Consider the following 25,978-nt stretch of genomic DNA (forward strand, 5'->3'; position numbering starts at 1 on the left):
AGGTCATGACCCGCTCGCAGACCATCCTCACCGTTTCGCTGGCCTTGGCCGCCAGCGTGATCTATGCCGTTATGTGGGTGGGGCACGCCCAGGACTGGGGGTGGTTGCACAGCCTGGATTGGTCGTTGTTGAACGCAGCGCACGACATCGGGATCAAGCACCCGGCCTGGGTGCGTTTCTGGGATGGCGTCTCCCTGGTCGTGGGCCCGGCGGTGCTGCGGCCGCTGGGGTTGGTGGCTGCGGCGATCGCGCTGGTGAAGGGCAAGATGCGGATAGCGCTGTTGCTGTTGGCCTGTCTGCCGCTCAACGGCTTCATCACGATGACGGCCAAAGGCCTGGCCGGTCGCCCGCGACCGGCGACCGCGCTGGTAGCTGCCCATTCGACCTCGTTTCCGTCGGGGCATGCACTCGAGGCGACCGCTAGCGTGCTGGCGTTGCTGGTGGTCGTGTTGCCCCTGCTGCGCAGCCGGTCGACACGGTTGGTGGCCGTCACAGTGGGCGCACTCAGCGTGCTGACCGTCGGCATTGCCAGGGTCGCGTTGAACGTGCATCATCCGTCCGACGTGATTGCCGGCTGGGCGCTGGGATACGTGTATTTCCTGGTGTGCCTGTGGGTGTTTCGGCCGCCGCCGGTATTCGGCTCGGGGCGCGCATCGCACGACTTGGCGCCGGTTGGTTTATCACAGCCCGGTGACCCAACCGGGGCTGAACCTTTACTTGACCCCGAGGCTCGGCGCATCTGACGATGAAACGATGCGCCGACTGGTAGCTCTGCTGTGTGCTGCGGTGTGCATGGTCGGTGTGGGCCTGGTGTTGGCGCCGCTGAGCCTTGCCGTCGTCAACCCGTGGTTCGCGAACTCGGTCGGCAACGCCGTGCAGGTGGTTTCGGTGGTGGGAACCGGTGGTTCGGCCGCCAAGATGGATGTGTACCAGCGCACCGCGGCGGGCTGGCAGCCGCTCAAGACCGGTATCAGCACACATATCGGCTCGGCCGGCATGGCGGCGGAGGCCAAGAGCGGATATCCGGCCACCCCGATGGGGGTCTACAGCCTGGACTCCGCCTTCGGCACCGCGTCGAATCCCGGTGGTGGGCTGCCGTACACCCAAGTCGGACCCAATCACTGGTGGAGCGGCGACGACAACAGCCCCACCTTCAACTCCATGCAGGTCTGCCAGAAGTCCCAGTGCCCGTTCAGTACGGCCGCAAGCGAGAACCTGCAAATCCCGCAGTACAAGCATTCGGTCGTGATGGGTGTCAACAAGGCCAAGGTTCCGGGCAAAGGCTCCGCGTTCTTCTTTCACACGACCGATGGTGGGCCCACCGCGGGCTGTGTGGCGATCGATGATGCCACGCTGGTGCAGATCATCCGCTGGCTGCGGCCGGGTGCGGTGATCGCGATCGCCAAGTAGTCCCCAGCTTCAATCAGCCAGAGCGCGACCGGGGGTCACCCTAAATCCGATGTCCGCCAACGACATTGTCGCCTCGTAGGTTCGGTCGTAGCCGGTGGCGCTGATCCGCCAGCCGTCGGCGGTGCGTCGGTACTGGTCGCGGTAGAACGCCGCGCCGATCAGCATGAAATTGAACTCGGCGACGATGACCCGATCCTGCAGGTACCAGACTCCCGTTGCGGTATCGCCGGTCACGGTGATTTCTGGATGGGTGACCCGGTGCTCGGTGATGATGTTGGGTCCAAGCGTTGAACGCAGGTAGTCCACCAGGTCGGCGCGGTTGGTGAAGTGCAGCTCAGATCCGACCGATGACCCGTAGTCGCCGGCGACGTCCTCGGTCAGCGTTTCGGCAAAGTCGTCCCAGTGCTTGGTGTCCAGCGCGCGCAAGTACCGGTATTTGACCTGTTTGATCGCGGCTACATCGTGCGGACTCATCACGCCATTGCAGCACATCGTTTCCGGTGGGGGCCCGGGGCGGCGGGGGAAGCCAGAGCTGACTACCTTGGGGGGCATGAGCCAATCCCGGTACGCGGGGTTGTCCCGCGGCCAGCTGGCAATTCTGGTACCCGAGCTGCTGTTGATCGGGCAGATGATCGACCGCTCGGGCATGGCGTGGTGCATCCAGGCGTTCGGCCGCGACGAGATGCTACAGATCGCCATCGAGGAGTGGGCGGGTGCGAGTCCGATCTACACCAAGCGCATGCAGCGGGCGCTGAATTTCGAGGGCGACGACGTACCCACCATCTTCAAGGGGCTACAGCTCGACATCGGCGCTCCGCCGCAGTTCATGGATTTCCGCTACACCCTGCACGACCGTTGGCACGGCGAGTTCCACCTCGACCACTGCGGGGCGCTGCTCGACGTGGAGCCGATGGGCGACGACTACGTCGTCGGCATGTGCCACACCATCGAAGACCCGACGTTCGACGCCACCGCGGTCGCGACCAACCCGCGCGCGCAGGTGCGTCCCATCCACCGGCCGCCCCGCAACCCGGCCGACCGGCATCCGCACTGTGCGTGGACCGTCATCATCGACGAGTCCTATCCCGAGGTCGAGGGTATCGCGGCGCTGCAGGCAATGCGTCAAACTAGAGCTGCTACTTGGGAATTCGATCCCATTGACCGCTCTGATGAGGGGCTGGCCGACTATTCGGGTCCGGTGCTGTCAGATCTTGACTTCGGCGCGTTTTCACACGCTGCGCTGGTGCGGATGGCCGAGGAAGTGTGTCTGCAGATGCACCTGCTCAACCTGTCGTTCGCCATCGCGGTGGCCAAACGGACCCCAGCAGACGCCGGACTGGCCGCCTCGATCAATACCCGCCAGCTGATCGGCGTCGCCGGGCTTGGCGCGGAACGCATTCACCGCGCACTGGCCTTACCCGGCGGAATCGAAGGCGCGTCACGGGTGTTGGAGTTGCACCCGCTGCTCAACCCGTTCGGCTATATCCTGGCCGAACCGGCGGCGAACCGGCTGACGGTGCGCCGGTCGCCCGCCCACGACGACGGCGCCTGGATTTCGCTGTGCACACCCGAATCCGCGCAGCCGCTGCAGGCAATTGCCACCGCCGTCGACCCGCATATCCAGGTTCGGGTCAGCGGGACGAATACCGCCTGGACCGCAGAACTTGTCGAGACCGACGCCCCGGCGACCGAACTGCCAGAGGTGTTGGTTGCCAAGGTCAGTGGGGGATCGTCCTTCCAGTTTGAGCCGAGGCGTTCGCTGCCGCTCACCGTGGTGTAGCGCGCCGTAGCCTGTCAAGACGGTACCGGTACCACTTCGGTGACACATGGGCATCGAGCGCATACCAATGCGGTTGTGAGCGAGCCGCATACGGCGTGTCCGCCGCTATGGTTAACGCTGGCCACCGACCCCTATCGACGAAAGTATTCGCTATATGTACGACCCGCTCGGGTTGTCGATCGGGACCACCAACCTGGTCGCCGCATGTAACGGAACTACGGTTACCCGTCGCGCGGTGCTGACCCTGTATCCGCATTGCGCCCCGAAAATTGGTGTTTTCGACCAGAAACCGGACTTGACCGAGCCCGGCACCTTGATGAGCGGCTTCGTCGAGCGCATCGGCGACTCGGTGGCACTGGTGTCTCCCGACGGATCCGTTCACGATCCGGACCTGCTGTTGGTCGAGGCGCTGGATGCGATGGTGCTGGCCTCGGGTGCGGACGCGAGTTCTTCGGAGATCTCGATAGCCGTTCCCGCGCACTGGAAATCCGAAGCCGTGCAGGCGCTGCGTAACGGATTGCGGACGCACGTCGGGTTCGTCCGCAGTGGCATGGCGCCGCGCCTGGTCTCGGATGCGATCGCGGCGTTGACCGCGGTGGACTCCGAATTCGGCCTGCCCGATGGCGGTGTGGTGGGGTTGCTTGATTTCGGTGGCTCCGCGACTTGCGTCACATTGGTTCAGACCGCGTCGGGTTCAAGGACGTTGGGTTTCGAGCCCGTCAGCGCCACGGTGCGCTACGAGGACTTTTCCGGTAACCAGATCGACCAGGCCTTGCTGCTCCGGGTCATCGACGAACTCGGTCATGACCTCGATGCGGCCAGCACCGCCGCGGTTGGGCAACTCGGCCACCTCAAGGAGCGGTGCCGTGCGGCCAAGGAACGGTTGTCCACCGACGCTGTCACCGAATTCGCCGCCGAGTTCTCAGGATGCAGCTCTAGCATTGAGGTGACTCGAGAGCGGTTCGAAGACCTGATCCAGGATCAGCTGACCGGCTTCATCTACGCGTTCGACGACATGCTGGCACGCAACAACTCGAGCTGGGCGGATCTCGCGGCGGTGGTCGCGGTCGGCGGCGGTGCCAACATCCCCCTTGTCACTCAACGTCTTTCGTTCCATACCCGCCGACCTGTCCTGACCGCGCCGCAACCCGAGTGCGCGGCGGCAATGGGCGCGTTGCAGCTCGCCAGCCGCGGGGGTGACCGGGATTCGCGAACGCGGACATCCATCGGCCTCGTCGCGACAGCGGCTTCCGGCACCAGTGTCATCGAGCTGCCGGCCGGCGACGTCATGGTGATCGACCATGATGCCTTGACCGATCGCGAATTGGCCTGGTCGCAGACCGAGTTCCCGGGCGACGTGCCGGTGCCGCTCGAGGGCGACCCGTACAACGAAGACGGTCCCTGTTGGTCGATGCGTTTGAACGCGATCGAGCCACCCAAGGAACCGCCGTGGCGACGCATCCGGTTGTCGCAGTTGCTCATCGGGGTGTCCGCGGTGGTGGCCATGACGGCCATCGGGGGCGTGGCATTCACGTTGACGGCCATCGAGGAAAGACCGGCCCCCTCACGAGCCCCAGTTGTGCCCAGCCTCGCTCCCCGGCTGCCCAGCACGCGGGCGCCGAGCCCGCCATCGCCGCCCGCACCGGTTCCCAGTCCGGCACCGGCCCCAACCACCGTGGCGCCGCCACCCCCGCCGCCGACTCAAGTGGTGACGACCACGCCGCCACCACCAGTCACGACCAAGACGACTCCACCGACCACCACGTCACCGCCGACCACCACAACGACCAGCACGCCACCGTCGACTACGACGACGACTACGCCGCCGACGACGACGCCAACCACCACGACCACTGAGCCGCCGATGACTACGGCTCCGACGGTAAAGATGACGACGGAGTGGTTGCACGTCCCGCTGCTGCCGGTCCCGATACCGGTTCCGGTTCCGCAACGTCCGGGTGCCGGAGAACCGCAGAACCCGTTTCAGCGCGCCGACGGTCCGTGACCTCGCGCCGGGCACCGCGCTGGCTCATTTGAGCTTGACCAGAATCGGGCCGTGCCCCAGCCCCGCGCGAGTAGGCTTGAGCTGGCAAAATTGCACCAACTCCCAGCTATTCCGGATGTGACGGCGGCCCGCGCGGTGCGCTCGTTCGCCGCAGACCCCATGGCTGGCCTTGGAGGGCCAGATGGAAATCGTACTTGGGGTATCGATGGAGCCCATGGCGGTCCGCCTGGTGCTGATCGAGGGTGCAAACGCGGACGGTGTCACCGTCGAAGAACACAACTTCGAGGTTGCTCCGGACACGTCCGGTACGGCCGCCGCGGCGATTGCCGCGGTCGCCAGGGCTCGTGACGGCGCGGTCGAAGGCGGCTACCAGCTGGCGTCAACCGGGGTGACGTGGACCGACCCCGCCGCGGTTGGTGCGCTGCGCGAACAGCTCGCCGCCCGTGACGTCGGAAGTGTCATGTTGGTCTCCCCGCTGCTGGCGGCGGCGGCGTTGGCCCAGACGGTGGGGTTTGCCATCGGCTATGAGCACATCGCGATGTTGTTCGTCGAGTCGGACAGCGCGACCTTGGCCGTCGTCGACGTCGCCGACGGTTCGATCGTCGATCTGCACCGCCAGCAGTTGGCAACCGATCGCGGCGCCGTCACAGCCGAGCTGGCGACGATGCTCGCCGGTCTGGATGCGCCGGGCTCGCGGGCGAATGGGGTGTTCGTCATCGGCTGCGGGGTGGACATTGTCGCGTTCAAGCCGGCGCTTCAGGCGGCCACGTCGCTGGTGGTGAGCCTTGCCGAGGAGCCGGAGATGGCGCTGGCCCGGGGTGCGGCGGTGGCGTCGGCGAATGCCCCGCTGTTCACCTCGTCGACCGCGGCTCTGGCCTACGCGCTGGATCCCGGCACCGGGGAGGTAAACCCGCGCGCGCTCACTCCGACCTACCTGGACGTCTGCGCCAACGCCGATCGGGGAGAGGGTGCCCTGGCATACAGCGCGTTGGACGACGACGATGACGGGGAGAACACGCGCCGGGGCAGGCCGTTTGCGCTGAGCGGTGGGGTAATGGCCGGCGTTTCGGCCATCGCGGCCGGGATTCTGGTGGTTTCGCTGACGTCTGATGTCCGGCCGACGGCCGCCGAGCTGCCCAGCCCCCCCGAGACGATCGTCCCGGCAAGTCAGGCGCCGGCTGCGCTGCCCTCGACGCCGCCGCAGCTGCAGCCACCGGCCCCTAGCCCTCCGCCGGCGGCGCCGCCAATTGAGGTGGCCGCCCCGCCACCTGTGGTGCAGCCGCCGCCGCAAACCGTGGTGAACATGGCGCCCGCCACGCCCCGCCGGGCGCCGACCCGGAAGGCGCCGGTGCCCACTCCCGTGCCGCAAGCCCCGCGGACAACACCGCCCGCGGCGGTGCCACCACCACCGCCACCACCGCCGCCGGAGGCCCCGCCGACACCGATCATGACGATGTACCTGCATCTCCCCTTCGTTAGCATTCCGATTCCGATTTACCCACCGGCACCGCCCCCGCCCCCGCCGGAGCCGGGTCCCCCGCCGCCGGGTCCGTAGTATTGATATGAGCCGCTGAGGAGGTCGGGTTGGGCGACTATGGTCCCTTCGGATTCGATCCCGAAGAATTCGATCGGGTGATCAGGGAGGGCAGCGAGGGACTTCGCGACGTGTTCGAGCGGATCGGCAGGTTCGTCAATTCATCCGGTGCTCGAACCGGGTGGTCGGCAGTCTTTGAGGACCTGTCCCGGCGCCCACGACCGGCACCGGAGACCGCCGGTGAGGCAGGTGACGGCGTGTGGGCCATCTACACGGTCGACGCGGAGGGCGGCGCGCGCGTCGAGCAGGTATATGCAACCGAACTTGACGCTCTGCGTGCGAACAAGGACAACACCGACCCGAAACGCAAGGTTCGGTTCCTGCCGTACGGCATCGCGGTCAGCGTTCTCGACGATCCTGCCGATGAGGCTAAGTAACCGTCAGCCCTGCTGGACGACGTTGGAATCGCCGGCCTTGCTGATCTTCGGCGAGCCCGAGCGATAGGTGACTTCGTTGTTGAAACCGGCGGCTTCGATGGAGTCGACCGAGTCGACGGTGACCGAGTTCCTCATGCCGGACACCGTGAGGCTCGCGCAGTGGCCGGTGATCACGACCGTGTTGGACACGCCGCTGATGCTGACGATGTTGTCGTTGCAGGCGATCGTCCGGTGTACGTTGACGCCGGAGACGCTCAGGCTGGCGCCGGCCGGCGGAAGCGGTGTCGCCGGTTGCGCGGTCGGGGTTTGAGTAGCCCGGGAGACGGACGGACTGGGGGAAAGCACGACGAAGTTGCCGCGGGACAGCCGATTCGCGCTGAACGCGGCGATGCCGCCCACCAGAGCCAGCACACCGACAACGAAGAGCGCGGCCAGGATCCACCACATACGCGTGCCGGAGGACGACCGCGACGAGCGGCCGAGGAACGGGTCGCCGTAGTTGTACGGTGGCGGTGCCTGCGGCGGTGGGCCGGGCGGGTAGGCGTAGCCGCTCGGTTGCGGGCTGCCTAGTTCGGACGCTCGTGCCACATCGTCCAGCGGCCGCTCCAGTTCCCGGATCCGGGTCTCCGGGTCGTCCTCTGGGTTCATGCACAGATGCTCCCACACGAGGGTCGTGCCGAGTAGGTAGTTTCGGCAACGTGGCCGACCTGTCGAACCGTCAGATTCTGTTGCGCCGCCGCCCGACCGGGCTGGTTGCGCCCGGTGACACCGAGCTGGTCATCAAGCCGGCTCCGGAGCCCGCCGACGGCGAGGCGCTGGTCCGCACCACCTACGTGGGCATCGACGCCGCCGCCCGGACCTGGCTCGACGACCAGCCGAGCTACCTTCCGCCGGTGCGGCTGGGCGACGTCATCCGGGCGGCCGGGATCGGTCAGGTCGTCGCGTCGCGCTGCGAGGCCTACGCCGTCGGCGATGTCGTCACCACGCTGACGGGCTTCCAGGAGTACGTGATCGTCCGCGACGACGTGTTCAGCACACCCATCCCGGGGGAGGACGACCAGCTGGCGATCATGTCGGTATACGGCCCGACCGGTGCCACGGCCTATTTCGGGATGACCGACATCGGCCGGCCGCAGCCCGGGGAGACGGTGGTGGTCTCGGCAGCGGCGGGAGCCACCGGATCGGTGGCCGGGCAGATCGCCAAGATCGCCGGAGCCCGAGTGGTAGGCATCGCGGGCGGGCCACAGAAGTGCCGGGCGGTGGTGCAAGACTTCGGCTTCGACTCGTGCATCGACTATAAGAACGATGACCTGGCGGCGGCGCTCAAAGAGCACTGTCCCCGGCGGGTCGACGTCTACTTCGACAACGTCGGGGGGCCGATCCTCGACGCCGTGCTGGGCCGGCTGGCCCGCAAGGCGCGGGTGGTGCTGTGCGGCGTGATCTCCAGCTACCTGACCGGCGAGCACCCCGGGCCGGCCAACTATGTGAATCTGCTCGCCAAGACCGCGCAGATGCGGGGGTTCAACGCGCTCGAGGAGTGGGGCCGTTTCGACGAGGCTTTCGCCAAGCTGCGCCAGTGGGAGGCCGAGGGACGGCTGCGGCACCGCCAGACCGTCTTCGAGGGGATCGAGTCGTGTGTCGACGCCCTCAACGGGCTATTCACCGGGGTCAACATCGGCAAGCTGCTGGTCAAGGTCAGTGCCCCGACACCCCACCGGCGGGCGCGCTGACCTGGGCGATCATCCGCAGCCGCATCGCCAAGTTCACCGCGTGGCAACCGGGGCTGCTATTGTCCCATGCTTATGCCTGAGATGGATCGTCGCCGAATGATGATGATGGCGGGATTCGGCGCGCTGGCAGCCGCGATCCCCGCCGCCCCCAAAGCCTGGGCCGACCCGTCCCCCCGGCTGGGCCGGCTGGTCCCGCACCAGCGCCCGCCGCGCCGGTTGCAGCAATCGGTGGGTTCTTGTTCCACGACGAGTTCGACGGGCCGGCCGGCTCGGCCCCGGACCCGGCGAAGTGGCAGGTGTCGAATCACCGGACGCCCATCAAGAACCCGGTGGGTTTTGATCGGCCCGAGTTTTTTGGGCAGTACCGCGACAGCCGTCAGAATGTGTTCCTGGACGGCAATTCCAATCTGGTGTTGCGCGCCACCCGAACGGGCAACAGTTACTTCGGCGGCCTGGTCCACGGCCTGTGGCGGGGCGGCATCGGGACCACCTGGGAGGCCCGAATCAAGTTCAACTGCCTGGCTCCGGGCATGTGGCCCGCCTGGTGGTTGTCCAATGATGACCCGGGGCGCAGCGGCGAGATCGACCTGATCGAGTGGTACGGCAACGGGACCTGGCCGTCGGGAACGACCGTGCACGCCAACCCGGACGGCACGGCATTCGAGACGCACCCGATCGGGGTGGACGGTGGCTGGCACAACTGGCGCGTCACGTGGAATCCGAGCGGCATGTACTTCTGGTTGGACTACGCCGACGGCATGGAGCCGTACTTCTCGGTTCCGGCGATCGGCATCGAGGACTTGAACGAACCCATCCGCGAGTGGCCGTTCAACGACCCCGGCTACACGGTGTTTCCGGTGTTGAACCTTGCGGTTGGCGGTTCTGGTGGCGGCGATCCCGCGGCGGGTTCCTATCCACAGGAGATGCTCGTCGACTGGGTGCGCGTCTTTTAGGGCCGTGCGCTCTTGCGGCTAACCAACCCGGCCAGCTTTATCGACGGTTTTCTGAAGTCACCGTTCGCCGGCTTGGTGCCCTGGGTCCTGTTATCGGTCTTCTCGACCCCGGGTCACTTCGAGGTGGCCGTCTGTGTTGCCCTGGGCGTGTCGGTGGTGACGATGTGGCTGTCGTCGCGCCGCGGCATTTCGATACACGCCCTGGAAGCGTTCGGCGCGGCCTTTTTCGCGGGCCTGGCGGTGCTGGGTGCGGTGGCCTCGCCAAGCGTGATCCGTTGGCTCGAGCTGTGGGCGGGCGAGATCACTAACGTCGCGCTGGTGTCGTTTGTGATCGCGACATTGATTGCGCGCAGGCCGTTTACGCTCGCCTACGCCAAGGAGGAGACTCCCCGGGAGCACTGGGACAGCCCGCTTTTCATCCGGATCAACTACGTCATCTCGGGTATCTGGGCTGCGGCATTCGGGTTCGCTGCCATCGTCGGGTTCATCGGCGACGCGGTCTTCAAGGACGCCAATAACTTCTGGACAGGCTGGGTTTTGCAGCTGGCGGCGATCTTCTTCGCGGTCGCATTCACCGAGTTCTATCCGGGACGCGCCAGCGCGAAGGCGGCTCTGGCGGCCGGGGAGATCCCCGACGAACCGGCGCCATCGGTGGTCAAGCTGGTCGACTGGCTGCCGACCTTCATCCTCATCGCGGGGATCTTCGGTTGGGTGGCCGACGAGCTGCCCGACCCGGCCGGAATCAGCATGATCGTGGTGGGCATCGTCGGGAATGCGTTGATAGGCAAGTTCTTTCCGGCCGGCAAAGAGCCCGCATAGCGGCTTGCTCGGGAGACAGCATGGAATTTCTGGTCACCATGACGACCCGCGTTCCCGATGGCACGCCCGCAGCCGAGGTCGACGGGGTCCGGGCCGGTGAGGCGGCGCGCTCGCGCGAGCTCGCTGCAGAGGGAAAGCTGCTGCGTTTGTGGCGCCCGCCGCTGCAGTCGGCGCAATGGCGCACCCTCGGGCTGTTCGCCGCTGCCGACCAAGGCCAACTAGAGCGGGTGCTGGCCTCGATCCCGCCGCGGATGTGGCGCACCGACGAGATCACGCCGCTGGGTCCGCACCCGAACGACCCGGTTAACGCGGGGATCACCATCACGCCTGGCAAGGGTCCAGAGTTTCTGATCGCGATGACCATCACCGTGCCACCGGGCACCCCGGCGCACGTGGTCGATGACACCACGGCACGCGAGGCCCGCCGCGCCCCCCAGCTGGCCGGGCGGGGACACCTGGTGCGGTTGTGGGCGCTTCCCGATGGGCCGGACGGCCAACGCACCCTGGGTCTGTGGCGGGCACGCGATCCCGGCGAGTTGATGGCCATCCTCGAATCGCTGCCGCTTTCCGGCTGGATGACCATCGAGACCACCCCGCTGCGCCCGCACCCCGATGATCCGATCCGGATGCCCTGATTGCGGCCGGTGGCGCGGAATAGGGTGGATCCGATGAACGGGTGGCCCGGGCGGCGTTGGCGCAGCCTCAAACAGATCACCCGGGGTCTGGGCGCCCTCGATCTCGAACTGTTCGAAGCGATCGCCGAGACGCCCACACCGCTGCTCGACACGGCCATGCCGCCGCTGACCCGAGCCGCCGACCATGCCAAGCTGTGGATGGCCATCGGCGCGGCGCTGCTCGCATCCCGCAAACCCACGGCGCAGCGCGGCGCGACGCGCGGTGTCATCACGCTCGGGGTCGCCAGCTTGTTCACCAACCAGGTCGCTAAACGAATCCGTCAGCGGCCACGTCCGCTCTTCGACTCGGTCCCCCTGATCAGACGAGTTCGCCGTCCCACGTCCAACTCACTGCCGTCCGGGCACTCCGCCAGCGCCGCCGCGTTCGCCGTCGGGGTGGGGCTGGAGAATCCGCCGCTGGGTTTCGGACTGGCGTTGCTGGCCGGGCTGGTCGGGCTGTCCCGGGTAGCCACCGGCGTGCACTACCCCGGCGATGTCCTCGCCGGATTCGGTATCGGCGCCGGCATCGCGGTGTTGGGCGGCCGGCTCGTCCCGCCGATCGTCGAATCCGCGCTGCCGAAAACGGCGCCGCTTCGGGTCCAGACACCCCGACGGCCCGACGGCTCCGGGGTGGTCCTTGTCATCAACCCGGCGTCGGGCAGCGGCACCGGGGCCCGAGTCGCCGACGAGATACGTGCGCAGTTGCCGAAGGCAGAGATCGTCGAATTGGGTTCCAATGACGACCCCGAGCGTGCGCTGCGCGGCGCCGCCGCCCGGGCCGAGGTGCTCGCGGTCGGCGGCGGCGACGGCACGGTGTCCACCGCCGCGGCAGTCGCTGTCGAGGCGCGGCTCCCGTTGGCGGTCTTTCCCGCCGGAACGTTCAACCATTTTGCCAAGGACATCGGCTGCGACACCGTGGCCAAAACCGTGGACGCGATCAGACGCGGCAGCGTGTCTTGCGTCGACCTGGTGTGCCTGAACGAAAGCCGGATGGTGATCAACAACGCCAGCATCGGCGCCTACCCCACCTTCGTCCGGCATCGTGAAAAGCTCGAAAAGCGCATCGGAAAGCCGCTGGCCAGTGCTTATGCGATGCTGCATACGTTGCGCAAGGACCAGCCCGTCCGCATCCGCTACGACGACAAGACCCTGCACACGTCGCTGTTCTTCCTCGGCAATTCGGTGTATCTGCCGACGGGTTTCGCCCCGTCCCGCCGGACCCGCATGGACGACGGTCTCATTGACGTACGCATCCTGGAAACCGGCCGCCGGTTGGCCACCGCCAGGATCCTGATCTCGCTGGCACTGGGACGGCTGTCCCGCAGCAAGCTCTACCACGAGCTGCAGGTGCCGGAGTTCAGCTTCACCGCCGTGGACGCACCGACCGCCATCGCCCATGACGGCGAGGTCGGCGAGGAATGCGAGAGGGCCAGCTTCACCGCGCACTACCGGATTTTGCCGGTGTTTCGTCCGCTTCCCGGGGACTAGCCGGCGTGCCACTGGTTGCGGGCCAGCAGAACGTCACGAAGTAGGTCCGCGCGATCGGTGACTATGCCGTCCACGTCCATGTCGAGCAGGGCATGCATCACGTCGGGGTCGTTGACGGTCCAGGCGTGCACCTGACGATGGGCAGCATGAAAGGCCCGCACCCGCGCCGGCGTGATGACCGCTACCCCGCCAAACCGCGGCGGTAGTTGTAGACAGTCGACGTCGCGCATCATCCGCCAGGTGTATGCCCGGCTGGCGGGTGTTGGCGCGGCCAGCAACGCCAGCAGCGCGCCGGTTCCCGCCGAACTGGCGACCCGCTTGGACAACAGACGCAACGCGCGGCGCCGCCGGCGCTCCGAGAACGAGCCGATCAGCACCCGGTTGTGCGCCTTCAGCCGCTCGATGACGTTGACCGTCGGCTCGATCGCCGATGCCATTTTGATGTCGATGTTCACCCGCATGTCGGGCAGCTCGGTAAGCAGGTCTTCCAGCGTTGGGATCGACTCGCCCGCACCCAGCTGCGCCGTGCGCACATCGCGCCAATCCAACCGGTCGACCGCACCCGACACTCCCACCCCGGGCTCGAGCCTGCGGTCGTGCAGGATCACGGCTACGCCGTCGCGGGTGGCGCGCACGTCGGTCTCGATGTAGCGGAATCCGAGTTTTGCCGCCTCGTGGAACGCGCCCATGCTGTTCATGGGTAACCGGAACGAGGTAAACCCCCTGTGCGCCATGGCAATCCGTCCAGCACCACGCAGATACTCCACGGTCGGTGCGTCGCCGTCGCCCATCGGATCAGTATCACATTTCATGTCAGGTTGTCGACCGACACCGACTTGCGAAAGACTCTGTCTATGGCCGAGGTAGACAATGCGGCCAAAGCGTTTGACCGCCAGGCGTGGGCCGAGGCCTATGCGTGCCTCACCGACGCGGGCCAACCGTTGGACGGCGACGACCTCGACCGATTGGCGATCACGGCCTACCTGCTGGGTAAGGACGAGGAGAGTTCGGCTGCCTGGGAGCGGGCGTACAGCGCGTTCACCGCGGTCGACGACCTCGGTGGTGCCGCCCGATGCGGATTCTGGCTGGCGCTGACGCAACTGCTCGGCGGCAAGAGCGCCCAGGCCAGCGGGTGGCTCGGGAGAATCGGTCGCCTCGCGCAGGATGGTGAGTTGATAGCGCGTGGATACCTTCTGGTGCCCGACGGCATTGCGAAATGGCGGTCGGGCGACTCGGCCGCCGCCTTGGCGCTCTACACCGAGGCAGTGACCGTCGCCGATCGGGTTGGCGACTCCGATTTGGCGGCCCTAGCGAGTCTGGGCCAGGGGCAGGCGCTGATCACGGGTGGGCAGGCGGCTCGTGGCGTGGGGCTGCTCGACGAGGTGATGCTGCGTGTCACGACGGGTGAGGTGTCGCCCATCCCGGCGGGAATCATCTACTGCGCCGTCATCGAAGCCTGCATGGGTGTGTTCGACCTGCGCCGCGCGGCGGAGTGGACCGAGGCGTTGAGCCGCCACTGCGAGGCCCAACCGGATCTGGTGCCGTACCGCGGCCAGTGTCTGGTGCATCGCTCGCAGATCCTGCAGATCCACGGCGAGTGGCAGCAGGCGATGGCGGCGGCCGGTCTCGCCTGGGAGTGGCTGTCCAAGCTGGTACATCCGGCGCTCGGTCTGGCCGCGTACCAGCGAGCCGAACTGCATCGGTTGCGCGGAGAGTTCGCCGAGGCACACGCCGCCTACCGCCAGGCGAGCCAGCACGGACGGGAGCCCGTGCCGGGCCTGGCGCTGCTCCGGCTGGCCGAGGGGGATGTCCACGCGGCCACCGTGGCGATTCGGCGCGCAGTGGACGCGACCACGGAATCCTATAGCAGGCCAAGCACTTTGGCGGCTCTGGTCGAGATCATGCTCGCGGCGGGCGACGTCGCGGCCGCGCGTACCGGTGCCGACGAACTGGCGGCGATCGCCGAGGATATCGCGGCTCCGTTCTTGGACGCGGTGGCGGCGCACGCGGCAGGATCGACGCTGCTGGCCGAGGGCGATTCGACCGCGGCCCAACGCGAATTGCAGCGTGCGATGGCGGCTTGGCGGCAGTTGGAGATGCCGTACGAGGCTGCTCGCACCCGGGTTCAGATCGGGCTGGCATGCCGTGCGGTCAACGATCACGACTTGGCCGGGCTCGAATTCGACGCCGCTCGCGAGGTTTTCGAGCAGCTGGGAGCCAAGCCCGACCTGTCAATCCTGGCTGGGCTGGTCCGAGGCCAGGCCGGGGCGCTGACGACTCGGGAAGGCGAAGTGCTCCGCCTCGTCGCCGCCGGGAAGACCAACCGCGAGGTGGCCGCGCAGCTGGTGCTCAGCGAGCACACGGTCGCCCGACACCTGCAGAACATCTTCGCCAAGCTGGGCCTGTCGTCCCGCGCGGCCGCCACCGCGTACGCCTACGAGCACCATCTGGTCTGAGATGGTCAGAACTAACCACTGCGCCAACGGGCGAAATGGTCGATTCGGTCGACGCGGCCAACCCCGTCCGCCCTATACATTTCGGTCATGTCCACACAGGTTGATTACAAATCGTTGGGCCTGACGGCGGCCGAGAACTACCAGCGGTGCTTCGTTCCCGTCATTCCGGGGCCGCTGGCGGGCGACCTCATCGAGCTCATCGCACCGCAGCCGGGGGAGTTCGTCGTCGACGTCGCGTGCGGCACCGGCGTTGTCGCCCGCCTGGTGGCTGAGCGGGTAGGTGCCGAGGGCCGGGTCGTCGGGGTCGACCTCAACCCCGACATGCTGCGGATCGCCCGAGTGATCCCGGCGGCGGCCCCAATCGAATGGCGCCAGGCCAACGCGGAGGCACTGCCGCTGCCGGATGACTCATACGACCTGGTGCTCTGCCAGCTCGGGCTGATGTTCGTTCCCGACCAAACTGCGGCCGTGTCGGAGATGCGACGGGTTCTCTCGACCGGCGGCCGGGTGGCAATCAGCGTGCCGGCCGAGATGCCACGGTTGTGGAAGGTCTTCGCGGATGCGCTCGGCGCACACATCGCCCCCGAGCTCACCGGCTTCGTCACATTGGTGTTCTCGCTCACCGATCCGAACGTGATCACCGGGTTGCTGCGCGAGGCTGGCTTCGACGAGGTGACCGTCACCACCACAACCAAAACCCTGCGGCTGCCAGCAGCAAAAGACTTTGTCTGGCAATATATTTCGGCTACTCCGCTGGCCGAGCTGGTAGCCGCCGCGGACGACGACCGCCGACACCGACTTGAATCCGAGGTCGTGGCCGAGTGGGAGACGTACGTCGACGGTGACGGCCTGGCCTATGACCAGCAGATGCTGATCGCGACGGCCAGCAAATAGCGGCTTTACCGGCAACGACGGCGGGCACGGTGTTCACGCCAGCTCCTCGGCAAGCACCTTGATCGCGTAGCGGATCTGCTCTTCGCTGTGGCAGCTGGTGATGAAGAACCGCAGCCGCGCTTTGTCTTCCGGCACGGCCGGGTACAGGATTGGGTTGGCGTTGATGCCGCGCTTGCGCAGCGCGTTCGACAGCTTCAGCGCGGTCATCGAGTTCCCCAGGATGCATGGAACGATGGGCGTGCCGTCGCTGTCACCGGTGTCCAGGCCGGCCTCGCGGGCAAGACTCAGGAACAGCGCCGACAACTCGTGCAGCCGCCGCAGGTGCGCCGGCTCACTGCGCATCGCGCGCATCGAGGCCAGCGCCGCCGCCGCGATGGCCGGTGGTATGCCGCCACTAAAGATGAAGCCCGGCGTCGTGTACTTCAGGAATTCGATGAGCTGCCGGCTTCCGGCGACGTAGCCACCGCAGCCGGCCAACGCCTTCGACATTGTGCCCGACCATAACTCGACGTCGGCGCGGTCGACGTCGAAGTGTTCCCCGATGCCGCCGCCGGTCGCGCCGAGCACCCCGATGCTGTGTGCCTCGTCGATCATGAGCAGCGCCCCGTGCTTGCGCTTGACTTCGATGAACGCCGGCAGGTCGGCGATGTCGCCGTCCTGGCTGTAGACGCCTTCGATGATGATCAGCACCCGGCGGTACTGGTGACGGATGCCGGTAAGCAGGTCGTCAAGCGCGGCGGGATCGTTGTGTGGGAACGGTCGGCGCGTCGCCCCGGAGAGCTTGCAGCCCTGGACGATGCTGTCGTGCGCGAGGCTGTCGTGGATGACGAGATCGCCTGCGCCGAGCAGGTGCCCGATCACGGTGACATTGGTGGCATGCCCGTTGACCAAGGCCAGGGCGTCCTCGGTTCCCAGGAGGTTCGCCAGCTCGAGCTCCAGGTCGCGGTGGATCGGCTTCTCGCCGGAGAGTAGCCGCGACGCCGAGCAGGAGCTGCCCCATCGGTGTACCGCGTCTGCCATCGCGTCGGCCACCGCGGGGTGACCGGACATGCCCAGATAGTTGAAGCTGGAAAAGTTGATGACCTCGACGCCGTCGATGATCGAGGTGTCGCCGGTGACTCCGTCATTGACCATGAAGTACGGGTTGTCGATGCCGGCTGCCTCGACCAGTGCGATGCGGTCGGCCAGGGCCTTGACCTCCTCGAACTCGCTGATCCGGGTCTGGGGGACGACGGCGGGCGCGCTCACCTGCCCGCCCGCCACGTCGATGACCTCGCCGATCGTCGTGGCCGGGCCGAATGCCGCGGCACCGATCGCCACTCCCGGGAGCTTGCGGCTCAGCCCGGTGAACAGGTCGGTCACCATGATCGAGTCGAACCCCAGGTCGCCGACGATGGTCTGGTTGCTGCGCAGCCTGTGCTCGGGGAACCCGCTGACTCGCGCGATCTCGGAACGCACGATTGCGGTCGCGTCCACCGTCGGCCGCATCGGTGCCGCCTGCGTGGCCGTGACGGTCGGCATATCACCCCGGCCGTATGCGGAGAGCACGGCCGCTTGTTCGCGGAATAGCGCGATGAGGTTGTCCATCGTTGAGTCCTTACTGGTTGGGGCGGTGGGTTCGGTGATCCAGAAGCGGTTCGCGGTGCTGAACTCGTAGCCGCTCAGCCGGTGAACCACCTGGGTCTGCTTGGGGTAGAGCGGGTTCCAGTTGGGGTTCAAGCCGTCGCGGTAGAGCGCGGCGGCGGTTTCGGTGACCCCGCCGCCACGGTCAGGGTGGCCGGAGCATCCGTGCATGTGAAGCTGCCGACCGAACGCGCCGTGGCGAATGGGCAACCCGGCGTCGTGGATGACCCCCGATATGTTGTGGTCGGGTCGTGCCGCCGAGTTGGCCGGTCTACAGGTGGGCGACATCGATTGGCCAGTGAATCCCAACGGTCAGGTCTACGTGCGGGTGCGCCGAACCGTGATGAATTCCGGTGACGACGCCCTGGCGGGCCAAGCTAGCGGCTACGGCTAGGCCAACGGGTACGAACTTGGTGCCGTTACGCCAGCGGATGTAGTCGCTACATAAAGCGACGGCGGCGTTTGAACGCGGCGACGTCGGCTGGCGAGAGAATGAACCACTCGCCGTTTTGGCGACGGTCTTTGAATCGCTCATGCCAATAGCGTTCGATACCTGCCGGGTCATCGGTCTCGAATGAGTGCACTAGCACGGCCTTTTCGGGAAGCTGTAGCGCAATCTCATATGACCGCCTACCAAGGTCATTTGATCGGCCGATCTTGTGATAGCGGCCCGACCGAATTAGGTACACAACGCCGGTCGATTGCACTAGCGGGTCATCGGACGATTGCGCCGGTTCGGCGCCGTCGGTCTGTGCTGACAGAATTCCGTAGACATCGGCGAAACCGTCATCGGCAGCGGCAAAAGCGCGTAGTCGTGCAACCTGTTCAGCCTTGCTGCCGATCCGTTTCCTGAACGTGCTTTCGCCAGGAAAGTCGTCGTTGTTCCGGCTTTCCATGCTCAGGTGTGCGTAGGTCGGAAACCTGCCCAGCTTGCGGGTCAACACCGCTAGGTGCGTAAGCAATTCGCTGTCATCGTGTTTTCGTCCTTGCATCGAATTGGGTCCGAAACCCGCTTCACTCAGCGCGTCATTCCACGTCACCCAATACCGACCGCGCCAGTCGTGCGGCTTGATTCCAGTTTCGGTCTCAAAACGATGCTGGCCAAGCGGCAAGCCGCCGTTGTCGGCAGCGCAGCGCCGCATCTCGTCCAGAATTTCGGCCCTACTGACCGCCATGACGGGATCATAGATCGACCTACTGCCGCGCCTGGCGGGACACGGTTAATCGCCAGCCAAACCGACAACCAACGTGCCTAACCAGCGCGTCAAAGCCAGCAAACGGATTTCGGGGAGACGTTTCGCACGTCCACGGACAAGCCACGGAAAGTCCCTACCTCTACTTGAGATTTTCGGCATCGAAAACGTCCTGACCTGCGACGGTAGTGGAGCCGATGCGGGAATCGAACCCGCGTACTCAGCATGGGAAGTATTTTCGACGCCCGAACGTGTGAGCGATAACCGCCGGTGGACGGGCTGACGATAGGCGGCGTTTGCGCTGCTCCGGGACAGTTTCGGTACGGCTCTCCGACGCCTTCGGTACGGCCTTCGTTCGCCGCCGGTTCGGCTGTGTCTACGGGACCGATACGGGACCGCGCGGAGGCCGTCAAAGAGTGGTGTCGGCACCGACTGGCAGAATTACGTACATGGGATTCGCCTCTAACGTCCTCAAGGTCATGATCTCCTCGCCGGGTGATACCGCTGACGAAGTCGAGGCGGTCAAGGGTGCGCTACATGGTTGGAACGGGTCGCGAGCTGAGAACGCGCAGACAGTGCTGCTTCCACGATTCTGGAAGACGGACGCCATACCGCAGATGGACGCGAACGGCGGCCAGAGCGTCATTAATTCCCAACTCGTGGACGACGCCGACATCGTCATCGCTCTGTTCGACTCGCGTCTCGGCCAGGCGACTGATAGCGCCGTGTCGGGTACCGCGGAGGAGATTGAACGGGCCGCCGCAAGCGGCAAGCCGGTGCACGTCTGGTTCTCAGATGAACCTGTCGACCGCAACGCTGACTTTAAAGAACTGGATCGGCTCCAGAAGTTCCGCAAGGAGCTGGAGGACAAAGGTCTACTCGGTGTGTACGCAGATCTGATTGATTTGGCCTACAAGGTGAGGGAGGCCATCGAGAGCGACATCGGTGGCCTGGGGCTCGGTGCGCCGTCTGTCGTCCGCAAGGGTGAACACGCGATGCCGCGTGCGCGGGTGGACAAGCGCCGCGAGCAGACCGGCGCGGACAAGAAGGGCGCGCCGAAGTTCACAACGCGCTCGACCTTGGTCTTGGAGAACAAGAGTGAGCACGTCACCGCCGAGCAGCTGACGATGGATCCTGGTTCAGAACTCAGAGGCTCGATACATCGTGAAAGCAAGGACCCCATCGACATGCCTCCGCTTTCCGAACTGAGGTTCCCGCTGATCTTGCACATGGGTATGTCCGATCACGTCACCGTCGAACTCAACTGGATCGAGAACGGCGAACCTCAGAACGTGAGGCAGCCCGTCAGCCTGAATTGAGCGCGGTCACGGGGCGTCGAAAGGCAATAACTTCGCCCCGTGACCGGGCCGACAGGTAGTTCCAACCGTCTCAGCCGATGCGCTCGCCGGGGTGGCCGCGCGGCGGGTCGCCCCGTCTCCATCGGGTCCGGCCACCACCGATTCTGTTCGAAGTAGGAGAGTGCGCAGAGCTGCGAGGTGGGTTCCATGCGTGCTGTCGAGTCGAGAAATCTCGCTCATGGCGGCTTCGAGTTCGACAGCGATATCCGCGTCGATGGTGGCATCGATTTTGGCGATGTAGGGGGGAAGCGACACTGTCACGGAACGAAGTGTCCTGTCCTCGCGGGTGCCACCCCTTTGGGTCTGTGCCCACGGGCGTCGCTCCGCGCTGTGGCTAGGCCACCCAACTCTGGGTTGCATAGATGTCTCCCAACTCGGACTAACTATAGCGTTAGTCCGAGTTGTGTCGATAAATCGGACTTTGGTACGCATTAGTCCGGGTTACGAGCGACCATCCATGGGCGCACACGCGGTCGATCCGGTGAGAGGCGACGCCGGTCACGGGCGTGTCAGCAGATCGGATGTATCCCGCCACCTGGGGTTTCGCTCACGGCACCAGATGGGCAACGTGGTACGTGCGCAACGAGCCAGAGTTGCCGAGGACGATAGTAGACATCTTCCGAGCGACGCTTCAGCGATCTAGCTGCTGAAGAAGCGCCTCCAGTCGCCCGTATCGTCCGACACCGTGTAGAGCGGCCGGCGGCAGGGGCGTCCGTCAGCCCTTCAGTCTGTCGGTTGTTCGCAGCGTTCGCCATGAAGCTCGCGGTGAGGCTTCTCGGCTAGTTTTGGTCGGCGAGCCCCGAAATCGCAAGATCTTGAAGGCCGCCGGTGACACTTGCGTCTGAAGCTGGAGCCGATGACGGGAATCGAACCCGCGTATTCAGCTTGGGAAGCATTTTCTGGCGCGGTTCCGCGAACCGTCGCCGCAGCTAGACGGCCCTCGGAACCGGCCTTAACCAGGCCGATTGGGCCCGGCGGAACCTCTTCGTCGCTGGTACGCAAAGCGTAGTTCGGGGGTTCCAGCGGGGTTTCTCGAACGGGCGTTTGAGCAGGCAGAAGTAGGTTTAGCTGGCTCCGGGGTCGAACTGGCCAAGGTAATCGAACAACGCGGCGTCAATCTGAGCGACTTTCGGGGGGTCAAGCGTCCCCGTGAACTGCCATAGATCGGCCTTCTCAATCGACTGGAGGGCTGGGATCCTGACCCAGCACTTTTTCTCGACACCGCCCTCGCCTTGGCCGAGTTTGATGTCGAACCTTGTTTTCAGGGTTGTTTCACCTGACAGCGGGCAACCGGACACGAGGGGCCACTTTGCGTCGTTGTTTGTGGTGTCGCCGCTGAGAACCACGAAGTAGCGGTGTTTGTGTAGTCGCCGCTTGACGACTTTCGGCAACAGCACGACCGCCTCGTCTGGGATGAGATAGATCCCGCCGCGGATCGGCGTGAGTGCCATCTATCGAAAAAGTCGACTTACTTGCCTACGCGATCGGCCGAACGCGCGGACCTCATCAACGAGCTCCGAAAGGTCTCCCTCGTCGCAGTTTGGCGGTGCGCCACGATCCGGGAGCGACAGTGTGTTCTCCCTCACGGCCCGCAAGTACTCACGACGTTTCTCAACCGCCAGCTTTAGTTGCCGCGTCTCTTCCTGGATATCGACGTACAGATGCATCGGGATCAAGTGGATGCCGCCATGCTCGTCTGTGAGCTGCACAAACTCTGCGCGAGGATGTCCGCTTTCAACCGTGATCCGCGAATCGTCATCTGCGCGAATCACATGCTCAGGGCGGTGTGCGTCCATCTCGGTTACGGCCTCCTCGGGCTCCCAGGTTGTAACCTCGAACGTACTTTCTACCCAAAGTATGCCCTAATTTCCCTTGTCGCCGTGCACCAACGGTCCCGCGTGCCGTACTAACGGTCGAGTAACACCTTTGCAGCGGTCCCGCATAGCCCCTGCACAATGCCCCGCCTTGGCAGGTACGGGTTCCGCCGGCAACCGGGACGACAAGTGTGGAGGCCGTGCAGACGGCGAAGGGGAGGCGGTGTAGTCCCGCCTCTTAAGGACGCACGCCTCCCCTTGCTTCGCCGTACTTTCCCTCGCTGAGGCTCCGCGGGGATTTTTCTGGGAAGTCTGTTATCAATCTGGCCGGCGCAGACTCCGCGTCGCTGCCGTTGGCCGGTACCTCGTTCCGTCAGGCCTGGGCGGGGTCTCGTACCCACGGGGCCCGACAGCGCCGAACTCGGATGCCCCGGGCTTGTACGTGCCCGGGTCGAGCCGGCCCATGTTGCGGATCGCACGGAGATACTGCCGCACCTACGCGTGGCACGTTGAGCACGCCGAGCGTAAGGCCGCGGACTCGTGAGTGCGGCAGTAAAAATGCAGCGCGCGTTGATGTTCGGCTACTCGCGCGTAAGCACCGAGGAGCAAGCCGGCAGCCGCAACGGGCTGGAAGCCTAGCGCTCCGCCATCGATGCCGAAGCGAAGCGGCGCGGTTGGGCCGTGGAGCACTACGCCGACGAAGGCGCCAGCGGCAAGTACATCAACGGCAACTTGCGCGAAGTGTTGAGCCTCTTGGCGAGCGGTCAAGGCGACGGCCTGATCGTGGCCAAGCTAGACCGGCGAGCACGGTCGGTCGTCCATGCCGCCAACGTAATCCAGGATGCGCAGGACCGAGGTTGGTCGCTGGTCGTGCTCGACATCAACTTGGACCTGTCGACGGCCGCAGGCCGGATGATGGCGCGCACTGTGGTCAACTTCGCCGAGTACGAGCGCGAGCTCATCTCAGAGCGGACCAAGGCCTGTCTGGCGGCCAAAGAAGCGGCGCGGCGAGCCGATTGGGCGCCCACGGCTGGCGAAGCCGGGCGTCGTGCGGCGGATTGTGTTGGACCGCAATAGCGTGCTGAGCTTCGCGAAGATCGCAACGGCGTTGGAAGGCGAGGGCATGCTGTCACCTGCTGGCCGACCCAACTGGCAGGCATCGACCGTGCGCCGAATCTGCGCGAGCGCCACGGCCGCAACAGAAGCCGAACAGGCGAGCGCATGAGGCCGCTCGTCAAGCGTGCACCAGACGGCCGCTGGGTCACCGTCCCGAGTACGCCCCGGTACCCCGCGCCGGAACCGGCCCCGGCAGCCCGCGAGCCACGGGCGAAGCTCACCGAGGACGACGTGCGGGCGATCCGCGCCGACTACGCGGCGGGTAGGTGGGGCGTGGGTGACCTCGCGTACATCTACGGCGTCACCCAATCGACCATGAGCAGCGTCGTGCGTGGCCATACCTGGCGGCACGTCGCCACCGAACCCAGACCCCGAGAAAAGGAGTCATAAGATGCCACAGAAGAAGCGTGGAGTCTGGGTTGCGCGTTGGCCCGGCCCCGACGGCAAGCAGCGTAGCCACAGCCCGTTCAAGACCAAGAAGGCCGCAGAAGCCTATGAAGTCAAGGCCAAGGCCGTTCTCGCGGCGGGTATCGACTTCGACCCCGGCAAGGGCAAGATGCTGTTCCGTGACGCGGCGGCGATCTGGTTGGAGTCCCGCAAGGCAGACACCCGCAACAACGCTGCCAACCACCGCTACGCGCTCGCCCCGGCCGCAACCCGACGCGGCGACGGTAAGACATTCGGCATTGACGCGGTGTTCGGCGGCTACCCGCTCAACAAGATCACCCGCGAGTACATACAGGACTGGGTCAACCGGCTCACCGCCGCAGGCAAGAAGTCATCCACCGTGCGCCATGCGTTCTTTACGGTGCGGATGGTCTTGCAGCAGGCGGTAGCGGATGGCAGGATCACCGTCAACCCGGCGCAGCACGTTAGGTCGGCCGAGCGCGCGAAGGCCAGACCGGGTGCTGTGGACGCCGCACACAATTCCTTACCGCGCAACAGGTTACGGCGCTCGTCGCAGCTACGCCTCGGCCCTACAACGTGTTGGTCCACCTAGCCGCATGGACGGGTCTACGGGCGGCGGAGCTGGCGGGGTTACAGGTTGGCGATGTGCAGATAGTACACGGCCCCAACATTTTACGTGTGTTGCGGGCGGCACGCGGCGATGGCCAGTTGAAGACCGCAGAGCATTCGCACCGTGCCGTTGACCCCGGCCACCGTGGAAATGCTGCGCGACTACCGCGCCGTACACCCGGCTACCAACTCGCCTCAGGCCCCGCTGTTCCCCGGCGTACGGCTGACGGCACCCCGGCCTACCGGCGTGCGGGCGACACCCGCCGACACAGGGACGGCCAAGCCTGGGTGTGAAGGATGCCACTCCTGGCGCCGACGCGAAGGCGCGAGCGCGGCGACAGGCGGAAGCCTTGGCCGAGCTGACCGTGAACGACGCCGAGAAGCGGTTGGTGCTCGACTGGACCCAGCCTTACCACCACCCCGCGTTGTACAAGGCCGTGTTCCAGCCCGCTGTGCTCCGAGCCAACCGAACGGCGGGTAACGCCGTGCTCCCCGGCGGCGTTGAAGTCCATGCCCTGCGGCATACCTACGCGAGCTTGAGCGTGGCAGCCGGGATTAAGCCCGAGCGCTTGAGCGGGCGCATGGGCCACGCCAACGTACGGACGACGCTGGACGTGTACGTGCACCTGTTCCCCCGAGGACGACGCGAGCGCGGATATGCCGCGCTGGGCGCACTAGCCGTGCCGAAGCCCAGCTTCGGCGGAAATGTTGTGCTGCTCCACGGTTAGAACGGCATACCTTCGGCGGCTTCCCGGTCTCGGCGCGCGTCTGCGTCCTGCTCGTCCAAGAACTGTTCATAGGCATCGATGTCGGTCTCGATGACATCAGCCTCGGGCTGTCGCCGAAGGAATTGGATGATTGCGCGGGGATACGACATGCCATCTAGCGCGGAGTTGGCCCGGTAAACTTGGTCATTCGTTTTGGCGGCGACGAGTAGCTCAGCGGATTGGTTTGCGTCGCATTCTAATTCGCGGAGGTACTTCCAGATTCGGTCAGTCCGATTGAATGAGCCCGATTGCTGCATCGCCCTCACCAGTGAGGCTACGAGCCCGCAGAGAAGCGATTCCTGTTTTGCGACCCGGTCCAACACCTTCTCGGCGATCAATTGCGGAACCGTAGACCGTTCCGGCCCCGCCTGGAGCTTCCCCAACGGCCCATACGGAGTAACGCCGAAGTTGAGTGCCATCACGGGAACGTGTCGACCCATCAACCATCCGACCTCTTGGGGGCACCAATCACTCTGCTTGAACCCCGAGTGGAGGAACACAAGCGCAGCGTCGGCGGTGTCCAGTGCCTTCTCGATCTCGTACTGCCATGTCGCATCGTCGGGGATTGAGTCGTGGGCCACGAACAGAGTTACGCCGAACCGTTCAAGTTCCTCGCGGATGGCACCAACAAATCGGCGCTCGGCGGACAGGTGCGACGCGAAGATGAAGAGAGGTTGTGCGCCGCGCACGGTTGTCGCTACAGCCTTCGGCGGGGTGCTGACGGGCGGGACATCGAGGCCAAGCAACTCGGCCATGTCGATCAGCTGGTCATCACGCGCCGCCGCGAGATCATGTTCAAGGGGATCGTTGTCGGACACCGTCAGCCCGTAGTTGGTCAAGACGAAGGCGATGCGATCCCAGTCGTACACACGGCGCATCTCGTCGGTGATGCGCATGATCAGGTCCAGCC

25 protein-coding genes and 1 pseudogene are annotated in these 25,978 nt (G+C 65.6%); 19 read left to right on the forward strand and 7 right to left on the reverse strand.

Features of this window, described 5'->3' with window-relative positions; genetic code table 11:
- Window positions 1-5: 5 nt before the first annotated feature.
- A complete protein-coding gene (locus AADZ55_RS02160) occupies window positions 6-743 on the forward strand; it encodes a phosphatase PAP2 family protein (protein ID WP_085327522.1) in 738 nt (245 codons plus the stop codon).
- Window positions 744-753: 10 nt separating this feature from the next.
- Complete coding sequence (locus AADZ55_RS02165) at window positions 754-1,410, forward strand: L,D-transpeptidase family protein (RefSeq protein WP_085327523.1); 657 nt, start codon at window positions 754-756, stop codon at window positions 1,408-1,410.
- A gap of 9 nt (window positions 1,411-1,419) precedes the next feature.
- Here AADZ55_RS02165 and AADZ55_RS02170 read toward each other — a convergent pair whose 3' ends face one another.
- Window positions 1,420-1,902, reverse strand: a complete 483-nt coding sequence (locus AADZ55_RS02170; RefSeq protein ID WP_085327524.1) for a nuclear transport factor 2 family protein — start codon at window positions 1,900-1,902, stop codon at window positions 1,420-1,422.
- 58 nt (window positions 1,903-1,960) lie between these two features.
- Between AADZ55_RS02170 and AADZ55_RS02175 the strand changes: the two genes are divergently transcribed.
- From AADZ55_RS02175 to AADZ55_RS02190, 4 genes are all read left to right on the forward strand, one after another.
- Window positions 1,961-3,190, forward strand: coding sequence for a hypothetical protein (locus AADZ55_RS02175; RefSeq protein ID WP_085327525.1), 1,230 nt, complete (start codon window positions 1,961-1,963; stop codon window positions 3,188-3,190).
- Window positions 3,191-3,344: 154 nt separating this feature from the next.
- A complete protein-coding gene (locus tag AADZ55_RS02180; RefSeq protein ID WP_085327526.1) occupies window positions 3,345-5,195 on the forward strand; it encodes an Hsp70 family protein in 1,851 nt (616 codons plus the stop codon).
- A 181-nt stretch (window positions 5,196-5,376) separates the two neighbouring features.
- On the forward strand, window positions 5,377-6,750 hold the full coding sequence (locus AADZ55_RS02185; protein WP_341286259.1) for a DUF7159 family protein: 1,374 nt from the start codon (window positions 5,377-5,379) through the stop codon (window positions 6,748-6,750).
- Between the two features lie 29 nt (window positions 6,751-6,779).
- Window positions 6,780-7,166: a hypothetical protein gene (locus AADZ55_RS02190; protein ID WP_085326857.1), complete on the forward strand. Its 387-nt coding sequence runs from the start codon at window positions 6,780-6,782 to the stop codon at window positions 7,164-7,166.
- A 3-nt stretch (window positions 7,167-7,169) separates the two neighbouring features.
- On the opposite strand, the gene AADZ55_RS02195 is transcribed toward AADZ55_RS02190, so the two are convergent.
- The gene (locus AADZ55_RS02195; RefSeq protein ID WP_085326858.1) at window positions 7,170-7,814 is read right to left on the reverse strand and encodes a DUF3060 domain-containing protein; all 645 of its coding nucleotides are present in this window, start codon (window positions 7,812-7,814) and stop codon (window positions 7,170-7,172) included.
- Window positions 7,815-7,864: 50 nt separating this feature from the next.
- Here AADZ55_RS02195 and AADZ55_RS02200 point away from each other — a divergent pair, with 50 nt between their 5' ends.
- From AADZ55_RS02200 to AADZ55_RS02220, 5 genes and pseudogenes are all read left to right on the forward strand, one after another.
- Window positions 7,865-8,896, forward strand: coding sequence for an NADP-dependent oxidoreductase (locus AADZ55_RS02200; RefSeq protein WP_085326859.1), 1,032 nt, complete (start codon window positions 7,865-7,867; stop codon window positions 8,894-8,896).
- A gap of 66 nt (window positions 8,897-8,962) precedes the next feature.
- Window positions 8,963-9,849, forward strand: a pseudogene (locus tag AADZ55_RS02205) (glycoside hydrolase family 16 protein).
- Between the two features lie 12 nt (window positions 9,850-9,861).
- Entirely contained in the window at window positions 9,862-10,668 is an 807-nt protein-coding gene (locus AADZ55_RS02210; protein WP_085326861.1) for a hypothetical protein, read from the forward strand.
- Between the two features lie 20 nt (window positions 10,669-10,688).
- Window positions 10,689-11,303 (forward strand): muconolactone Delta-isomerase family protein, encoded by a 615-nt coding sequence (locus AADZ55_RS02215; RefSeq protein ID WP_085326862.1) that lies wholly within the window; start codon window positions 10,689-10,691, stop codon window positions 11,301-11,303.
- A 33-nt stretch (window positions 11,304-11,336) separates the two neighbouring features.
- The gene (locus AADZ55_RS02220) at window positions 11,337-12,830 is read left to right on the forward strand and encodes a bifunctional phosphatase PAP2/diacylglycerol kinase family protein (RefSeq protein ID WP_085326863.1); all 1,494 of its coding nucleotides are present in this window, start codon (window positions 11,337-11,339) and stop codon (window positions 12,828-12,830) included.
- On the opposite strand, the gene AADZ55_RS02225 is transcribed toward AADZ55_RS02220, so the two are convergent.
- Window positions 12,827-13,597 (reverse strand): glycerophosphodiester phosphodiesterase family protein, encoded by a 771-nt coding sequence (locus AADZ55_RS02225; RefSeq protein WP_085326890.1) that lies wholly within the window; start codon window positions 13,595-13,597, stop codon window positions 12,827-12,829. The genes AADZ55_RS02220 and AADZ55_RS02225 overlap by 4 nt on opposite strands.
- Before the next feature lie 87 nt (window positions 13,598-13,684).
- Between AADZ55_RS02225 and AADZ55_RS02230 the strand changes: the two genes are divergently transcribed.
- Both AADZ55_RS02230 and AADZ55_RS02235 read left to right on the forward strand, forming a co-directional pair.
- The gene (locus tag AADZ55_RS02230) at window positions 13,685-15,286 is read left to right on the forward strand and encodes a helix-turn-helix transcriptional regulator (RefSeq protein ID WP_085326864.1); all 1,602 of its coding nucleotides are present in this window, start codon (window positions 13,685-13,687) and stop codon (window positions 15,284-15,286) included.
- A gap of 87 nt (window positions 15,287-15,373) precedes the next feature.
- A complete protein-coding gene (locus AADZ55_RS02235) occupies window positions 15,374-16,180 on the forward strand; it encodes a class I SAM-dependent methyltransferase (RefSeq protein ID WP_085326865.1) in 807 nt (268 codons plus the stop codon).
- Between the two features lie 33 nt (window positions 16,181-16,213).
- Here AADZ55_RS02235 and AADZ55_RS02240 read toward each other — a convergent pair whose 3' ends face one another.
- Entirely contained in the window at window positions 16,214-17,974 is a 1,761-nt protein-coding gene (locus tag AADZ55_RS02240) for an aminotransferase class I/II-fold pyridoxal phosphate-dependent enzyme (protein ID WP_085326866.1), read from the reverse strand.
- 52 nt (window positions 17,975-18,026) lie between these two features.
- On the opposite strand from AADZ55_RS02240, the gene AADZ55_RS02245 reads away from it, so the two are divergent.
- Entirely contained in the window at window positions 18,027-18,197 is a 171-nt protein-coding gene (locus AADZ55_RS02245) for a hypothetical protein (RefSeq protein ID WP_165759445.1), read from the forward strand.
- A gap of 46 nt (window positions 18,198-18,243) precedes the next feature.
- Here AADZ55_RS02245 and AADZ55_RS02250 read toward each other — a convergent pair whose 3' ends face one another.
- On the reverse strand, window positions 18,244-18,978 hold the full coding sequence (locus tag AADZ55_RS02250) for a GIY-YIG nuclease family protein (protein WP_085326868.1): 735 nt from the start codon (window positions 18,976-18,978) through the stop codon (window positions 18,244-18,246).
- Window positions 18,979-19,445: 467 nt separating this feature from the next.
- Here AADZ55_RS02250 and AADZ55_RS02255 point away from each other — a divergent pair, with 467 nt between their 5' ends.
- Entirely contained in the window at window positions 19,446-20,315 is an 870-nt protein-coding gene (locus AADZ55_RS02255; protein WP_085326869.1) for a hypothetical protein, read from the forward strand.
- 1,103 nt (window positions 20,316-21,418) lie between these two features.
- Here the strand turns inward: AADZ55_RS02255 and AADZ55_RS02260 are convergent.
- On the reverse strand, window positions 21,419-21,805 hold the full coding sequence (locus tag AADZ55_RS02260) for a type II toxin-antitoxin system PemK/MazF family toxin (RefSeq protein ID WP_085326871.1): 387 nt from the start codon (window positions 21,803-21,805) through the stop codon (window positions 21,419-21,421).
- Between the two features lie 1,044 nt (window positions 21,806-22,849).
- Here AADZ55_RS02260 and AADZ55_RS02265 point away from each other — a divergent pair.
- The 4 genes from AADZ55_RS02265 to AADZ55_RS02280 all read left to right on the forward strand — a co-directional run bounded on the left by AADZ55_RS02265 (window position 22,850) and on the right by AADZ55_RS02280 (window position 25,029).
- Window positions 22,850-23,245: a recombinase family protein gene (locus tag AADZ55_RS02265; protein WP_341286260.1), complete on the forward strand. Its 396-nt coding sequence runs from the start codon at window positions 22,850-22,852 to the stop codon at window positions 23,243-23,245.
- 144 nt (window positions 23,246-23,389) lie between these two features.
- Window positions 23,390-23,674 carry a hypothetical protein gene (locus AADZ55_RS02270; RefSeq protein WP_085326873.1) on the forward strand — a complete coding sequence of 95 codons (285 nt, stop codon included), beginning with the start codon at window positions 23,390-23,392 and terminating at the stop codon, window positions 23,672-23,674.
- 1 nt (window position 23,675) lies between these two features.
- Window positions 23,676-24,284 (forward strand): hypothetical protein, encoded by a 609-nt coding sequence (locus tag AADZ55_RS02275; protein WP_119185064.1) that lies wholly within the window; start codon window positions 23,676-23,678, stop codon window positions 24,282-24,284.
- 307 nt (window positions 24,285-24,591) lie between these two features.
- Complete coding sequence (locus AADZ55_RS02280; RefSeq protein ID WP_242670318.1) at window positions 24,592-25,029, forward strand: tyrosine-type recombinase/integrase; 438 nt, start codon at window positions 24,592-24,594, stop codon at window positions 25,027-25,029.
- Here the strand turns inward: AADZ55_RS02280 and AADZ55_RS02285 are convergent.
- Complete coding sequence (locus AADZ55_RS02285) at window positions 25,026-25,964, reverse strand: toll/interleukin-1 receptor domain-containing protein (protein ID WP_341286261.1); 939 nt, start codon at window positions 25,962-25,964, stop codon at window positions 25,026-25,028. The genes AADZ55_RS02280 and AADZ55_RS02285 overlap by 4 nt on opposite strands.
- Window positions 25,965-25,978: the final 14 nt, after the last annotated feature.

Source organism: Mycobacterium decipiens (assembly GCF_963853665.1).
In the GTDB taxonomy this organism is placed as follows: domain Bacteria; phylum Actinomycetota; class Actinomycetes; order Mycobacteriales; family Mycobacteriaceae; genus Mycobacterium; species Mycobacterium decipiens.